Here is a 15,929-nt window from a genome sequence, read left to right as displayed (position 1 = left end):
ACCCCCACCCCTCGACCAAGGAGAAACAGGATGACCGGCCAGCCAACCAACCAAGGGGCCGCGCGATGAGGGTGCTGCTGATCGGAGCCAACGGATACCTCGGCCGCTACGTCGCGGACCGGCTGCTCGCCGACCCCGCCGTCCAGCTCACCGCGCTCGGCCGCGGTGACGACGCGGACGTCCGCTTCGACCTCGCCACCGGCAGCCCCGGCGCGCTCACCCGGTTCCTCGACGCCGTCCACCCGGGCGTCGTCATCAACTGCGCGGGCGCCACCCGCGGCGGGGCCCGGGAACTCACCCGGCACAACACCGTGGCCGTCGCGACGATCTGCGAGTCGCTGCGCCGCAGCGGCTGCGGGGCCAGGCTCGTCCAGCTCGGCTGCGCCGCCGAGTACGGGCCCAGCCAGCCCGGGTCGTCCACGGCCGAGGACGCCGTGCCGAGACCCGGCGGACCGTACGGCGTCAGCAAACTCGCCGCCACCGAGCTGGTACTCGGGTCGGGGCTGGACGCCGTCGTCCTCCGGGTCTTCTCGCCCGTCGGCCCCGGCACCCCGGCCGGATCCCCGCTCGGCCGGCTCGCCGAGGCCATGCGGCGCGCCATGCAGTCCGGGGACGGCGAGCTCAAGCTCAGCGGGCTCGGCGTGCAGCGCGACTTCGTGGACGTACGGGACGTGGCGCGGGCCGTGCACGCCGCCTCGCTCTCCGCCGCCCAGGGTGTCGTCAACATCGGCACCGGCCGCGCGGTCCGGCTGCGCGACGCGGCGGCGGTGCTGGCCCGGGTCGCGGGCTACGGCGGCTCCCTGCACGAACTCGACGTACCGCACGGCGGCCCGCAGCAGCACGGCCACCCCGGACAGCACGGCCACCCGGGGCATGTCAGCCGGCCGGCCGGTCTGGCCGCCATCGGATCCCCGCGCTCCGAGGCGACGGCCGAGCAGCTCGCCGCCGCCGCGCCGCCCCCGTACCCCTACCCGGACGGCTGCGGCGCCTGGCAGCAGGCCGATGTACGGACCGCCCGCGACCGGCTCGGCTGGCGGCCCCGGATCAACCTGGAGGAATCCCTCGCGGACATCTGGATGGAGGCGGCGTGTCGCATCTGACCATCCCGGGGGCCCGGCTGCCGGCCACCGAGGCCGGCGGGCTGGGCTTCGGCATCCCCGGCTACGCGCACCCGCTGCTCGCGCCGGTGGAATGGGCCGAGCTGACCCGGCCCGGGACCCCGCTGCACTGGGCCGTGCTCAATGTCACGGACGGCCCCGGCGGCAGGCCCGACCCGCACTGCACGGAGACGTCGGTCAAGCTCCGGGACGCGGGCGGCACCCTGCTGGGGCATCTCGCGACGCGGGACGGGAAGCGGTCCTTCGGGGAGCTGATCTCCGACGCCCACCGCTTCGTGGACTGGTACCGGGTGGGCGGCTTCTACCTCGCCGACGCCCCGGCTGACAAGGACGGCCTGGCCGAGGTGCGCCGGGTCGTGGGCGCCCTGCGCGGCCTCGGCGAGGGGCTGCACATCGTCCTCGGGCACGGCACCCACCCGTACGCCGGCTACGCGGAGGCCGCCGACCAGTTGGTCACCTTCTCCGGGCCCTGGGCCGGCTACCGCTGGTCGCAGGTGGCGGAGTGGACGGCCGAGTACCCGCCGGAGCGGTTCTGCCACTTCGTCCACGGGGTGCCGCGCACGCATCTGGAGGAGGCTGTGCGGATCGCCCGCTGGCAGGGTGCCGGCACCATCTGGTTCACCGACAGGCGGGGGGCCGGAGACCGGGACCCATGGGCCTCGATGCCCGCGTACTGGGACGAAATCGTCTCGCGTATCGGACGGGGTGTCTCGGAATGAAGAAGGGCGTGGCAGTGTTACGGGGAGAACAACCGTTCAGACATACCCATCTACGGAGTCCCCGTGTCGCTGCCACCCCTGGTCGAGCCAGCTGCTGAGCTCACCGTTGACGAGGTCCGTCGGTACTCCCGCCACCTGATCATCCCGGATGTCGGGATGGACGGCCAGAAGCGCCTGAAGAACGCCAAGGTGCTGGCCGTGGGCGCGGGCGGCCTCGGCTCCCCCGCCCTCATGTACCTGGCCGCGGCCGGCGTCGGCACGCTGGGCATCGTGGAATTCGACGAGGTCGACGAGTCGAACCTGCAGCGCCAGATCATCCACAGCCAGGCGGACATCGGCCGTTCCAAGGCCGAGTCGGCCCGCGACAGCGTACTGGGCATCAACCCGTACGTGAACGTGGTCCTTCACGAAGAGCGGCTCGAAGCCGAGAACGTGATGGAGATCTTCAGCCAGTACGACCTCATCGTCGACGGCACGGACAACTTCGCCACGCGCTACCTCGTCAACGACGCCTGCGTGCTGCTGAACAAGCCGTACGTGTGGGGCTCGATCTACCGCTTCGACGGCCAGGCCTCGGTCTTCTGGTCCGAGCACGGCCCGTGCTACCGCTGCCTGTACCCGGAGCCCCCGCCGCCGGGCATGGTCCCGAGCTGCGCCGAGGGCGGCGTGCTGGGCGTGCTCTGCGCGTCCATCGGGTCCATCCAGGTCACCGAGGCCATCAAGGTCCTCACGGGTGTCGGCGAGCCGCTGGTCGGCCGCCTGATGATCTACGACGCCCTGGAGATGCAGTACCGCCAGGTCAAGGTCCGCAAAGACCCCGACTGTGCTGTCTGCGGCCCGAACGCGACGGTCACCGAGCTCATCGACTACGAGGCCTTCTGCGGCGTCGTGTCAGAGGAGGCCCAGGAGGCGGCGGCCGGCTCCACGATCACTCCCAAGCAGCTCAAGGAGTGGATCGACACGGACGAGCCCATCGAGATCATCGACGTCCGCGAGAAGAACGAGTACGAGATCGTCTCGATCCCCGGAGCGAGGCTGATCCCCAAGGGCGAGTTCCTGATGGGCACCGCCCTGCAGGACCTCCCGCAGGACAAGCGCATCGTCTTGCATTGCAAGACGGGTGTCCGCAGTGCGGAGGTTCTCGCGGTCTTGAAGTCCGCGGGCTTCGCGGACGCGGTGCACGTCGGCGGCGGCGTCATCGGCTGGGTCCACCAGATCGAGCCCGAGAAGCCGGTCTACTAAGCCCGGTCTATCAAGGCCGGTCTACTTGTAGTGATCGCAGGGGCCGTACCGCACACATCGCGGTACGGCCCCTCGGTGCTTCTCGGTGTTTCTCGGTGCTTTCTCAGGCACCTTGAGGCGGCTCAGGCGCCACGGGCGTTCCCGTGGGGTTCTGCGTCGCGGTGCAGACGGTGTTGGCGCCCGGCACCTTCCCGTCCAGCAGGTAGGCGTTCACGGCCTTCTGCACGCACTTGTCGCCGCTGTTGTACGCGCCGTGCCCCTCGCCCTTGTACGTGAGCTCCACGCCGACACCGGGACCGAGCCGCTCCACCATCCTGCGGGCGCCCTCGTACGGGGTCGCCGGGTCACCGGTGTTGCCGATCACCAGGATCGGGGCGGAGCCGGGGGCGGACACGTCCGGCGTCTCCCAAGCACCCGGGACCGGCCAGTCGGTGCAGCTCATCAGCGCCCAGCCGAGGAAGTCCCCGAAGACGGGGGAGGTCGAACGGAAGGCCGGGAGCTTGGACTTGGTCTGCTCCAGGGTGTAACGGTCCTTGGAGTCCACGCAGTTGATCGCCGTATTGGCTGCCCCGATATTGCTGTAGTGCCCCTGCTGGTCGCGCCCGTTGAGCGCGTCGGACAGTGCCATGAGCAGCTGCCCCTGCCCGCCGTCGGCCTCGTCCAGGCCCTGCTCCAGCAGCGGCCAGAGCTGCTTCGAGTAGAGGGCCTGGGCGATCCCGTTGGTCGCGGCGGAATCAGTCAGCATCCGGCCGCCGATACCGGCGATGGGCTTGACGGCCAGGTCCTTCTGCAGCTTGACGATGTTCGCCTCGATCTCCTTGGCGGTGCTGCCCTGGAGCCGGCACTCGTCCCCGCGGTTCACGCAGTCCTGCGCGAAGTTGCCGAGGGCCAGCTGAAACCCCTTGGCTTGCCCGAGGGCGCCCTCCTCCGACGTCTTGGTCGGGTCCACGACGGCGTCGAACACCGCCCGGCCGACGTTCTTCGGGAAGAGGTGGGCGTAGACCCCGCCGAGCTCGGTGCCGTAGGAGATCCCGAAGTAGTTCAGCTTCTCGTCGCCGAGGGCCTGGCGGATCCGGTCCAGGTCGCGGGCGGCGTTCTCGGTGCCGACGTAGGGCAGCACCTTCCTGGAATTCCTCTCGCAGGCCTGCTGGAACTTCCTGAGGTTGTCAACAAAGGCCTTCTCCTGCTGGGGCGTCCCAGGCGTGGAATCCTGTGCGTAATACGCGTCGAGCTGCCTGTCGCCCTCGCAGCGGACAGGAGCACTGCGCCCCACCCCGCGGGGGTCGAAGCTGACCAGGTCATACCGCTCGCGCAGCGCCGCGTACTCCTTGGCGGCGCCGGGAAGGGTGGAAATCCCCGACCCACCGGGCCCGCCGAAGTTGAAAACGAGCGACCCGATCCGCTTGCCCTTGTCCCGGGCCTTGGCCCGAATCAGCGCGATCGGGATGGTCTCCCCCTCGGGCTTGGCGTAGTCGAGGGGCACGTGGAGGGTGGCACACTGCCACTCCTTGGACGGCGCCTGCCCCCCACCCTCGGCAGCGGTGGGAGCCTCGCACTCCCCCCACTTCAACGGCTCGGCCCCCTTGGTCCCGCCGGCCTTGGGCTTCTTCTCCTCGCTACTGTCGGAACAGCCGCTGACACCGACCAGCACAGCGGCGAGGACGACGGCAGCGGCGACCCGGGGACCATTTCTCGACATGCCCCCATCCTGCGTGCCCCCGCCACACCCCGCCCCCGCGCTGACCCGTTCGGGTCGCCGCGCACGCTCGCGTCCGAGGCGGAGCACCCGGCAGCGGCGCCGCGGCTTTGGCCGTCCCCCGGCGGAGCTAGATGGCTTCCTTGCGGGTCAGGAAGTTGAACGAGATCCAGCCCGGGAGTACCGGGAGCCAGAAGGTCATCAGGCGGAAGAGGAGGACGGCCGAGATGGCGACCTCCTTTTCCAGGCCCGCCGCGATCAGGCCGAGGGTCAGGGTTGTTTCGACCGCGCCCATGCCGCCCGGCGTCGGGGCGGCGGAGCCCAAGGCGTTGCCCGCCAGGAAGACCACCGCGATGCTCGCGTAGCTGATGGCCTGCCCGCCCCCGAAGGCCCGGATCGACGCGTCGAGGCACATCACGAAGCAGCCCGTCAGCAGCAGCATCCCGCCGATGCCGGTCACCAGCTTCTGCGGTCGCTGGAGAACGTCCAGCATGCGCGGCACCACGCCCGCGAACAGGGCCCGTACCCGCGTCGCCACGAATTTACGCAGGAACGGCACCGCTGTGACCACGAGCACCAGCACCGCCACCGTCAGGAGACCCGCGATGACCGTCCGGGACGGCGTCATCTCCGGGGTCTTCTCGGTTCCCGTCAAGTAGCCGAAGGCCAGCAGCAGCAGGATGTGGCTCGCCAGCCCGAACAGCTGCGAGGCGCCCACGCTGGCCACCGCCAGGCCCGGCCGGACCCCCGCCCGCTGCAGAAAGCGCGTGTTCAGCGCGACACCGCCGACCGCCGCCGGGGCGACCAGCTTCACGAAGGAGCCCGCCACCTGTGCGAGCACCGTCCGCAGGAACGACACCCGCTCCGGCACGAAGCCCAGCAGGCTCATCGCCGCCGCGAAGTACGTCAGGACGGAGAAGGCCAGGGCCGCGCCCACCCAGCCCCACTGCGCCTCGCCGATGATGGTCGCGAAGTCCACATGGGCCAGCTGCGTGAGCAGGAAGTACGCACCGAACGCGCCCGCGATGAACGAGACCAGCGTGCGCGGCCGGATCCGTTCCAGCCGGGCCGGCTCCACCGGCGCCTGCGGGCGGATCAGCAGCACCTGCTGGCGGATCTGGCTCAGCAGATCCTCCTCGCGGGCCCCGTCCAGGGCGTCGTCCAGCGCCTTCTTCTCGGCCTTCCGGTCAGCCGCGGAGGATGTCCCCAAAACCGCCTCCCGGGCCGCCTTCGCCGCCCGCGAGGACTCCAGTACGGCCTCCCGCTGCCGCTCGGCCCGCTCCCGGGCGAGCTTGCGCAGCGTCGCCCGGGTGGAACGGCTCAGCGCGATCGGCTGGAGCAGCGGCAGGCAGTCCGCGACCGCGTCCGGCCCGAGGACCGACACCGCCGAGGCCACCGCCCGCTCCGCGCCGACCCGCAGGCCCAGCGTGGTCAGCAGCTGCGCGATGTCCATCCGCAGGACCAGGTCGCCGGCCGCGATCTCGCCGCCCCGCAGGTCGGTGAGGATGACATTGGCGGAACGATCCACCACCAGGGCGTCCCCGGTGAGCCTGCGGTGCGCGATCCGCCGCGATTGCAGGGCCCGTACCTGCTCCCACGCGTTGCGGATCAGATCGTCGGTGATCTCCTCGTCGGCGAGGGAGTCCAGGGTCCGGCCGCCCAGGTGCTCGTACACCAGCATCACGGCGTCCGGGCCCAGCTCGGACGTCGCGATCAGCTTCGGCGCGTTGGCGCCGGCCGCGATGGCCGCGTACGAGAGCAGCGCCTCCTGCTCCAGCGCCTGGCGCAGCGACTGGAGGCTGCGCCGCGTGGTGATGCCGCGCAGGGTGAGCCGGCGCCAGACCCGGTAGAAGAAGCCGTGCGCCTGCTGCTCGCGGTCCACCACGGTGACGTCGAGCGGAGGCCCGTCCTCCAGGGTGACGTGGTAGCGGCGGCCCCGGTCGGTCTGCTCGGAATCCGGTCCGTCGGGTGACTCGGCGCGCATCGCGCTGACCGGCTGGAAGCCGACCCGGCGCAGGCCGGCGAGGAGGTTCTGCCCGGTGGGCCGGACATTCGGCGAGCCGACCGCGTACAGCGTTCCGTACGCGACGCTCCAGCCGATCAGCACGGTCAGGATGATCGAGAACGGGGTGGTGTACCCGCTGACCAGCATTGCGAACGCGTCGAGCAGCAGCACCACCCACAGCGCCACGCGCCAGCGCGGTCTGCGGGTCATCCCGACGGCGGTCATGTACGCGATCACGGGCGCGAGGTATCCGTGCACCGGGTCGGTGAGGGCACCACCGGCCCCGGTGGGACGGGTGAGGGCGGCCTGGATCGTCTCGGGAGCCGCCTGGGAGACCCACAGGTCGGTGGCCAGAGTCACCCCGTGCGCGAGGACGGCGGCGAGCACGCCGTCGGCGATGCGCAGCCCGTCGCGTTTGATCAGCCGCTCGATGGCGAAGGCGACGGGCACGAGGAGCACGGCGATGCTGGAGACCAGCCCGGCGACCTTGATCAGCACGTCCGGCGCCTGGCCGGTGCCCTTGCTGATGTCTTCCTGCAGGCCCACGGTGGTGCCGTGGGCGAAGGCGGCGATGGCGAGCACGACGGCGATGCCGAGGATGCCGACGAGGAGGCGTACGAGGTCGGACGGCCGGTGGACGCGGGCGGCGAGCAGCGGCTCGTCCACCTCGACCTGGTCGGCCGCCGTCGGGGTGTGACCGTGGGGCCGCTCGGGGCTGTCGGCGTCGTCGGGGCGGGCGGTGGGGCCGTGGTCGGGCTGAGCGGACGGACCGTCGGGCTGAGCGGACGGACCGTCGGGCTGAGCCGAGGTGCCTTCGGGCTGAGCCGAGGTGCCTTCGGGCTGTGCGCCACGGCCGCCGGGCTGCTGGGCGGGGCCGCCGGGCTGAGCCGAGCTGTCGTCGGGCTGCGCCGAGGCGTCGTCGGACTGTTCGGCACGGCCCCCGGGCTGCTGGGCGGCGCCGCCGGGGCGTGCGGAGGGGCCGCCGGCCTGCTGCGGGGGACCGTCAGGGCGTGCGGAGGGGCCGTTCGACTGCGCGGCGGGGCCGTCGTCTGGGCGCGCGCCGTCGTCGGCCGTCGCGCCGTCCGGAGGGCTCACACCCTGCTCCTTCGCCGTCACATCCGTCTCTTCTTGATCACGTATCACCAGTCACCGCCCGGAAGATGGTGGCACGGACCGGCAGGCAAGGGAGGCATCAGGGTGCGCGCCATCGCGGAAGGAAACCTTCCGCGAGGATGTCGGCGACGTGCGGCACCATGTCCCGAATGAGCGAAGAGCTGCCCGCGTACGCGGAGCGGGTGCTGGATGCGGCCGAGCGGATTCCGCCCGGCCGGGTGATGACATACGGCGACGTCGCGGAGTGGCTCGGCGAGGGCGGACCGCGCCAAGTCGGGCGCGTCATGGCCCTGTACGGGGGAGCCGTGCCCTGGTGGCGCGTGGTGCGGGCAGACGGGCGACCCCTCCCCGGCAGCGAGCGGCGCGCCCTGGAGCACTACCGGACCGAGTCCACACCGCTGCGCGAGACCGCCGCCGGCGAGCCGCGGCTGAACATGCGGCAGGCCCGCTGGGACGGCCGGGACGACGGTTCCGGGCCGGGCGGACGGGACGAGGGTCACATCTGACAGCTTCCGCCATGCGGCGCCCGCGCGGGCGGTCGAAGGCCCGTACGGGCGAGTGCACGACGGACGCGCGGACACTGCGCGCGGTGCGCCCGTTGGCGTAGCGTTGCCTCTTCGGCCGACGCAGCGGCCGCCGCAGACCCAGCAGACCCACCAGGACCGGCACCTCACGTGATCAGCTCTCCTTCCGACCGCTCCGCGCGGCGTACGCGGACCCCTGACGCGTACCGCCTGGTGCGCACCGGGCCGGAACGGGTGGATCCCCCTGTGCTGGACGCAGCGCAGCGCGCGGTGGTTGATCACACGGCCGGACCGCTGCTGGTCCTGGCCGGACCGGGTACAGGTAAGACGACCACGCTGGTGGAGGCGGCCGCCGCCCGGGTCGAAGCCGGGACGGACCCCGCCAGGATCCTGATCCTCACCTTCAGCCGCAAGGCGGCGGTGGAACTCCGCGACCGGGCCGCCCTGCGGCTGGGCGGGGCACGGGCTCCGCAGGCCACCACCTTCCACTCCTTCTGCTACGGCCTGGTCCGCGCCCACCAGGACACCGACCTGTTCGCGGACCCGCTGCGGCTGCTGTCCGGGCCGGAGCAGGACGTGATGGTCCGCACCCTCCTGGAGGGGCAGCGTCAGCTCCGTTCCATCCGCTGGCCGGACGACCTGCGGGCCGCGCTGACCACGCGCGGCTTCGCCGACGAGGTACGGGCGGTGCTCGCCCGCGCCCGCGAGCTGGGCCTGGGCCCGGCGGCCCTGTCCGACTTCGCCGGGCGCATCGGCCGTCCCGACTGGAAGGCGGCGGCGGCGTTCCTCTCCGAGTACCTGGACGTCCTGGACATGCAGGGCACGCTGGACTACGCCGAGCTCCTCCACCGCGCGGTCCTGCTGGCGGAGCGCACCCCTTCCCTTGCCCTCGCCTACGACGCGATCTTCGTGGACGAGTTCCAGGACACGGACGCCTCGCAACTGCGCCTGCTGCGGGCACTGGCCGGCCCGGCCGGCACGCTCGTCGCCTTCGGCGACCCGGACCAGTCGATCTACGCCTTCCGGGGCGCGGACATCAACAACATCCTGGACTTCGAGACCGCCTTCCCGGGCGCGGCGGTGCGCGCGCTGACGGTGGGCCGCCGCTCGGGAGCCGCGTTGCTGACGGCCACGCGGCTGCTCACCACGCGGATGCCCGTCCCACGGCTGCCCGGGGCGGCGGTACGGGCCCACCGCGACCTGCGTGCCACGCGGGAGGGCGGCCGGGTCGAGGTATTCACGTACCCCACGGCCGGCACCGAGCTGGACAACATCGCCGACATCCTGCGGCGGGCCCACCTGGAGGACGGCGTTCCGTGGCAGGACATGGCCGTCCTGGTCCGCTCCGGCGGCCGCACCCTCCCGGCGATGCGCCGCGCCCTGATCTCGGCGGGCGTCCCGGCCGAAACCGACGGCACGGACACCCCCCTACGCCACGAACCGGCCGTAGCCCCTCTCCTGGCAGCCCTCCGCACCACAGCCACAGCCGCGGCTGCCCTGCCGGGCCCTGACCCGACCCCCACCACCTCGCCGGACGAGCCGGGGGACACACCCCTTGCCGCCCCCGACACCCTGGCGGGCGGCTTCGTGGGTACGGCCCCGGCCGACCCCGCCGACGCCGATGGGGCCGGGGGCGACGACGTCCCGGGCGGCGGAGGCGATGGGTGGATCGGGGTTGAGGCCGCGCTCGGGATGCTGGCGTCGCCGCTCGGGGGGATGGACGCCAGCGATCTGCGGCGGCTCGGCAGGGCGTTGCGGGACGAGGAGCGTGCCGCCGGGGTCAAGGTGCCCGCGCCGTCGGACGTACTGCTCGCACGGGCGCTCGCCGAGCCGGAGCGGCTCGTCGCGCACGACCCCTCGTACGCCCGCGGAGCGCAGCGGCTCGGCCTGCTGCTGCGCAAGGCCCGCGAGCTGCTCCAGGGCGGCGGCACCGCCGAGGAGGCCCTCTGGGTCCTCTGGGACGGCACCCCCTGGCCACAGCGGCTGGAGCGCAACGCGCGCCGCGGCGGCGCGGCCGGCCGCAACGCCGACCGCGACCTCGACGCCGTCTGCGCGCTGTTCGACACCGCCGCCCGCGCGGAAGAACGTACCGGCGGCCGCGGCGCCCTGAACTTCCTCGAACAGCTCGAAGCCGAGGACATCGCCGCCGACACGCTGACCGGCAAAGCCGCGCGGTCCGACGCCGTACGGCTCATGACCGCCCACCGCTCCAAGGGGCTGGAGTGGTCCCTCGTCGTGGTCGCCGGTGTGCAGGAGGGGCTGTGGCCCGACCTGCGCCGCCGCGGCTCCCTCCTCGAAGCCGACCGCATCGGCCGCGACGGCCTCGCCGAACCCCTCACCCCCGGCGCGCTCCTGGCCGAGGAGCGCCGCCTCTTCTACGTCGCCGCCACCCGCGCGCGCGAGCGCCTCGTCGTCACCGCCGTCAAGGCCTCCGCCGACGACGGAGACCAGCCCTCCCGCTTCCTCACCGAGCTCGGAGTCACACCCAAGGACGTCACCGGCCGGCCCCGCCGCCCCCTCGCCGTCCCGGCGCTCGTCGCCGAACTGCGCGCCACCACCGTCGACCCGGACGCGTCGCCCGCGCTGCGCGACGCCGCCGCCCGCCGCCTCGCCCGCCTCGCCGCGCTCACCGACGACGAGGACCGCCCGCTCGTCCCCGCCGCGCACCCGCAGCGCTGGTGGGGCCTGTACGAGCCCACCCGCAGCAGCGTCCCGCTGCGCGACCGGGACCGGCCCGTCGCCCTCTCCGGCAGCGCCCTGGACCAGCTCGCCAACACCTGTTCGCTGCAGTGGTTCCTGGGCCGCGAGGTCAAGGCCGACGCCCCTTCCACCGCCGCGCAGGGCTTCGGCAACGTCGTCCACGTCCTCGCCGACGAGGTGGCCTCCGGGCGCACCCCCGCCGACCTCGCCGTCCTCATGGAGCGCCTCGACTCCGTCTGGGACGCCCTCGCCTTCGACGCCCCCTGGAAATCCCGCCAGGAGAAGGAGAACGCCCGCGCGGCCCTGGAGCGCTTCCTGCGCTGGCACACCACCGACCGCGGCGGCCGGGCGGCCGTGGCCACCGAGCACGACTTCGACGTCACGCTCGAGGCGGGCGAGTACGCCGTCCGCATCCGGGGCTCCATGGACCGGGTCGAGGCGGACCCGCACGGGCGCGCGTACGTCGTCGACTTCAAGACCGGCAAGGCCGCGCCGACGAAGGACGAGGTCGCGCGGCACCCGCAGCTCGCCGTCTACCAGCTCGCGGTCCGCGAAGGCGCCGTCGACGAGGTCTTCGACGGGCTGCGCCCGGAGTCGGGCGGCGCCGAACTCGTCCAGCTCCGCCAGGGAGCCGCGAAGCGCGACGGAGGCGACGAGGTCCCCAAGATCCAGGCGCAGCAGCCGCTGAACGGCGAATGGGTCGGCGACCTGCTGGCCACCGCCGCCGGCCGGGTCCTCGACGAGCGGTTCGCCCCGGCCGCGGGCAAGCACTGCGACCACTGCTCCTTCCGCAGCGCGTGCAGCGCGCGCCCCGAGGGCCGCCAGACCGTGGAGTGATCCACGGAAGGCCGGCCGTCCGGGGCGGTCCGGGACTGTCGGTGGGGGCGGCTAGCCTCTTTACGTGTCCGCGCGTCCGTCTGTCCTCACCGACCCCGAGCAGCTCAAGGAGCTCCTCGGTATCCCTTTCACGCCCGAACAGATGGCCTGCGTCACCGCCCCGTCGGCCCCGCAGGTGATCGTCGCCGGGGCCGGCTCCGGCAAGACCACCGTCATGGCCGCCCGCGTGGTCTGGCTGGTCGGCACCGGAGCCGTCGCGCCCGAGCAGGTCCTCGGCCTGACCTTCACCAACAAGGCCGCCGGTGAGCTCGCCGAGCGCGTACGCAAGGCCCTCGCGCGGGCCGGCATCACCGACCCGGCCCCCTTCCCGGCCGAGGCCGGGGGCGGGGCCGACGGCGCCGGCGGGGAGCCCCGCATCTCCACGTACCACGCCTTCGCCGGCCAGCTCCTCAAGGACCACGGCCTGCGCATCGGGCTGGAGCCCAGCGCGCGGCTGCTCGCCGACGCCACCCGCTTCCAGCTCGCCGCCCGGGTGCTGCGCGAGGCCCCCGGGCCGTACCCGGCCCTGACCAAGTCGATCCCCGACCTGGTCAGCGACCTCCTCGCGCTCGACGCGGAACTCTCCGAGCACCTGGTCACACCGGAGCGGCTGCGCGCCTACGACACCGAGCTGCTGGGGACCCTCGCGGAGACCAAGCTCACCAACGAGGACCTGCGCAAGGTCCCGGAGGCGGTGCGCGGGCGCCTGGAACTGCTCGAACTCGTCGCCCGGTACCGCGCCGCCAAGCGCTCCCGCGACCTGCTCGACTTCAGCGACCAGATAGCCCTCTCCGCGCAGCTCGCGACCACCCGCCCCGAGGTGGGGGCGCTGCTGCGTGAGGAGTTCCGGGTGGTCCTGCTCGACGAGTACCAGGACACCTCCGTCGCCCAGCGGCTGCTGCTGTCCGGGCTGTTCGGCGGGGGAACCGGGCATCCGGTGACCGCCGTCGGCGACCCCTGCCAGGCGATCTACGGCTGGCGCGGGGCCTCGGTGGCCAACCTCGACGACTTCCCCGAGCACTTCCCGCACGCGGATTCCAGCCCCGCCACCCGGTTCTCGCTGAGTGAGAACCGGCGCAGCGGCGGCCGCCTGCTGGACCTGGCCAATGGGCTTGCCGCGCCGCTGCGGGAGATGCACGAGGGCGTGGAGGCCCTCCGTCCGGCCCCCGGGGAGGAGCGGGCCGGCTCCGTGCGCTGCGCGCTGCTGTCCACGCACGCCGAGGAGCTGGAGTGGCTCGCGGACTCGGTGGCCCACCTGGTCCGCACCGGGACGGAGCCCCGCGAGATCGCGGTGCTGTGCCGGTCGGGCGGTGACTTCGCCAAGATCCAGGCGGTCCTGGTGGCGCGGGACGTCCCGGTCGAGGTGGTGGGCCTCTCGGGGCTGCTGCACCTCCCCGAGGTCGCGGACCTGGTCGCGGTCTGCGAAGTCCTCCAGGACCCGGGCGCCAACGCCTCGCTCGTCCGGCTGCTGATCGGACCGCGCTGGCGGATCGGCGCCCGCGACCTCGCCCTGCTGGGGCGCCGGGCGCGGCAGCTGGCGGGCCGTGCGCCGGCCTCCGGGGACGACCCGGACGAACGCCTCGCCGCGGCGGTCGAAGGTGTGGACCCGGCGGAGGTCGTATCCCTGGCCGACGCCCTGGAAACCTTCCTGACCACCTCCGCCTCCACCTCCGGCTCCGGCTCCGCCTCCACCTCCACCTCCGGCTCCGCCTCCACTTCCCTGGACGACCTCCCCTTCTCCCCGGAAGCCCGGGTCCGCTTCGCCCACCTCGCCCAGGAGCTGCGTGACCTGCGGCGTTCGCTCGCGGACCCGCTGATGGACGTACTGCACCGGGTGCTGGCCGCCACCGGCCTGGACGTGGAGCTGTCGGCCTCCCCGCACGCGCTGGCGGCCCGCCGCCGGGAAACGCTGTCCGGCTTCATGGACGTGGCGGCCGGCTTCGCGTCCCTGGACGGCGAGGCGTCCCTCCTGGCCTTCCTGGGCTTCCTGCGTACCGCCGCCCAGTACGAGAAGGGCCTGGACCACGCCCTGCCCGGCGGGGAGAACACGGTCAAGGTCCTGACCGCCCACAAGTCCAAAGGTCTGGAGTGGGACGTGGTCGTCGTCCCCGACCTGTGCGCGGGCTCCTTCCCGAAGGAGAAGGCGCCGGAGGCCTGGACCTCGTACGCGAAGGTGCTCCCGTACGCCCTGCGCGGCGACGCGTCCACGCTGCCGGGCGACCCGGCCTGGACCTCGGCCGGCCTCAAGTCCTTCAAGGCGGCCCTGAAGTCCCACAAGGAGACGGAGGAACTCCGCCTCGGCTATGTGACCTTCACCCGCCCGCGCTCCCTGCTGCTGGCCTCCGGCCACTGGTGGGGGCCGACGCAAAAGAAGCGGCGCGGCCCGTCCGCGTTCCTCACGGCCCTCTACGACCACTGCGCATCGGGCCACGGCGAGATCGAGGCCTGGGCGGCCGAACCCGACGCGGACGCCGAAAACCCCGCCCTCGCCACCGCCGACACCCCGGACCAGTCCTGGCCCCTCCCCCTGGACCCCCACTCCCTCACCCTCCGCCGCCGCGCGGCAGCCCTGGTCGAATCCCACCTCGCCAGCCCCCCGACCGACCCCTACCTCTGGCCCCCGGACTGCGAAGACCCGTCGTACGACGACGTGTGGCCGTCCGACGACCCCTGGGCCGAGCCCGACCCCTGGGCCGCGCCCGGCGTCGCCGTACCCGCGCCCGGGGGCCGGACCCCTGGCGGGGTCCGGGGCGGAGCCCCGGTTTCGGGAAGGGGCGGGGTGGGGGATGAACCCTCCCCGCAGGGGGACGACCTGTGGCCGGCCGACGACCCCTGGGCCGAGCCCGGCTCCGCCGTACCCGCACCCGCCGCGGCAGCTGCCCCGCACGGGGACGACCCCTGGCCGGCCGACGACCCCTGGGCCGAGCCCGGCTCCGCCGTACCCGCACCCGCCGCGGCAGCTGCCCCGCACGGGGACGACCCGTGGCCGGCCGACGACCCCTGGGCCGAGCCCGGCGCAGCCGTACCCGCGCCCCGCGCCGAGGCCGGACCGCCCCGCGGCGAGTTGTGGCCGGCCGATGAGACCTCGGCAGAGCCCGGCCCCGCCGCGCCGCGGCGCGGGACCCGCCCCGCCGCAGGCGGCGGAACCCCGCTCACTCCCGAAGAGGCGCGAGCCATCGCCTCCTGGGACCGTGACCTCGACGCCCTGGAGGGCGAGCTCCGACGGGCCCGCGCCGCCGTGCGGGACGTCGAGCTGCCCGCCGCCCTCTCCGCCAGCCAGCTCCTCCGCCTGGCCGCGGACGAGCACGGCTTCGCCCGCGACCTCGCCCGCCCCATGCCCAAGCCGCCCCAGCCCGCCGCCCGCCAGGGCACCCGGTTCCACGCCTGGGTCGAGTCCCGTTTCGACGAGCTCCCGCTGCCCTTCCTCGACGTCCTCGACCCCGCCACCGACCTCCCCGGCGCCGACGTCGGCTCCGGCTCCGGCTCCAGCTCCGGCTCCGGCTCCGACCAGGAGATCGCCGACGAGGCCGACCTCGACTCCCTCAAGGCGGCCTTCGAGCGGAGCGAATACGCCGAGCGGACCCCTCACCGCATGGAGGTCCCGGTCCAGCTCACCCTCGCCGGCCGCGTCATCCGCGGCCGGATCGACGCCGTGTACAAGACATCCGCAGCCGAAACGTCCGCCGACAGCTACGAGATCGTCGACTGGAAGACCGGCCGCTCCACCGAGGCCGACCCCCTCCAGCTCGCCGTCTACCGCCTGGCCTGGGCCGAAACCACCGGCACCCCCCTCGACCAGGTCACCGCCGCCTTCGTCCACGTCCGCAGCGGCCGCGTCATCCGCCCCCGCGACCTCCCCGACCGGGCCCGCCTTGAGCGGATCCTCCAAGGCAAATCGGACACGGATAGTGACCATCAGGCGGACAGTTAGGCTCG

The 15,929-nt window shown here is 73.3% G+C and carries 8 protein-coding genes; 6 read left to right on the top strand and 2 right to left on the bottom strand.

Features of this window, described 5'->3' with window-relative positions; genetic code table 11:
• Nucleotides 1-65: 65 nt before the first annotated feature.
• The 3 genes from J7I97_RS15425 (at nucleotide 66) to moeZ (ending at nucleotide 3,079) form a co-directional block, all read left to right on the top strand.
• Nucleotides 66-1,100: an NAD-dependent epimerase/dehydratase gene (locus J7I97_RS15425; protein ID WP_214935163.1), complete on the top strand. Its 1,035-nt coding sequence runs from the start codon at nucleotides 66-68 to the stop codon at nucleotides 1,098-1,100.
• Nucleotides 1,088-1,837, top strand: a complete 750-nt coding sequence (locus tag J7I97_RS15420; RefSeq protein WP_214935161.1) for a spherulation-specific family 4 protein — start codon at nucleotides 1,088-1,090, stop codon at nucleotides 1,835-1,837. The genes J7I97_RS15425 and J7I97_RS15420 overlap by 13 nt, the downstream gene beginning before the upstream one ends.
• A 63-nt stretch (nucleotides 1,838-1,900) precedes the next feature.
• The gene (gene moeZ / locus J7I97_RS15415; RefSeq protein WP_214935159.1) at nucleotides 1,901-3,079 is read left to right on the top strand and encodes an adenylyltransferase/sulfurtransferase MoeZ; all 1,179 of its coding nucleotides are present in this window, start codon (nucleotides 1,901-1,903) and stop codon (nucleotides 3,077-3,079) included.
• Nucleotides 3,080-3,182: 103 nt separating this feature from the next.
• Here the strand turns inward: moeZ and J7I97_RS15410 are convergent, their stop codons facing one another.
• Together J7I97_RS15410 and J7I97_RS15405 are read right to left on the bottom strand one after the other, a co-directional pair.
• Nucleotides 3,183-4,778 carry an alpha/beta hydrolase gene (locus J7I97_RS15410; RefSeq protein ID WP_214935157.1) on the bottom strand — a complete coding sequence of 532 codons (1,596 nt, stop codon included), beginning with the start codon at nucleotides 4,776-4,778 and terminating at the stop codon, nucleotides 3,183-3,185.
• A gap of 127 nt (nucleotides 4,779-4,905) precedes the next feature.
• On the bottom strand, nucleotides 4,906-7,875 hold the full coding sequence (locus tag J7I97_RS15405) for a lysylphosphatidylglycerol synthase transmembrane domain-containing protein (RefSeq protein WP_214935155.1): 2,970 nt from the start codon (nucleotides 7,873-7,875) through the stop codon (nucleotides 4,906-4,908).
• A 167-nt stretch (nucleotides 7,876-8,042) separates the two neighbouring features.
• Here J7I97_RS15405 and J7I97_RS15400 point away from each other — a divergent pair, with 167 nt between their 5' ends.
• From J7I97_RS15400 to J7I97_RS15390, 3 genes are all read left to right on the top strand, one after another.
• Entirely contained in the window at nucleotides 8,043-8,399 is a 357-nt protein-coding gene (locus tag J7I97_RS15400) for an MGMT family protein (RefSeq protein ID WP_285441019.1), read from the top strand.
• 171 nt (nucleotides 8,400-8,570) lie between these two features.
• A complete protein-coding gene (locus tag J7I97_RS15395; protein WP_374195474.1) occupies nucleotides 8,571-11,954 on the top strand; it encodes an ATP-dependent helicase in 3,384 nt (1,127 codons plus the stop codon).
• 64 nt (nucleotides 11,955-12,018) lie between these two features.
• Complete coding sequence (locus J7I97_RS15390; protein ID WP_214935151.1) at nucleotides 12,019-15,924, top strand: UvrD-helicase domain-containing protein; 3,906 nt, start codon at nucleotides 12,019-12,021, stop codon at nucleotides 15,922-15,924.
• The last annotated feature ends 5 nt before the right edge of the window (nucleotides 15,925-15,929 follow it).

The organism is Streptomyces sp. ISL-87 (assembly GCF_018614095.1).
Taxonomy (GTDB): domain Bacteria; phylum Actinomycetota; class Actinomycetes; order Streptomycetales; family Streptomycetaceae; genus Streptomyces.
This window is presented reverse-complemented; position numbering and strand designations above follow the sequence as displayed.

Bases quoted from the DNA above. Each gene is read 5' to 3' on its own strand.
- J7I97_RS15425 (WP_214935163.1), top strand. From the start codon at position 66: ATGAGGGTGCTGCTGATCGGAGCCAACGGATACCTCGGCCGCTACGTC.
- J7I97_RS15410 (WP_214935157.1), bottom strand. From the start codon at position 4,778: ATGTCGAGAAATGGTCCCCGGGTCGCCGCTGCCGTCGTCCTCGCCGCT.
- J7I97_RS15400 (WP_285441019.1), top strand. From the start codon at position 8,043: ATGAGCGAAGAGCTGCCCGCGTACGCGGAGCGGGTGCTGGATGCGGCC.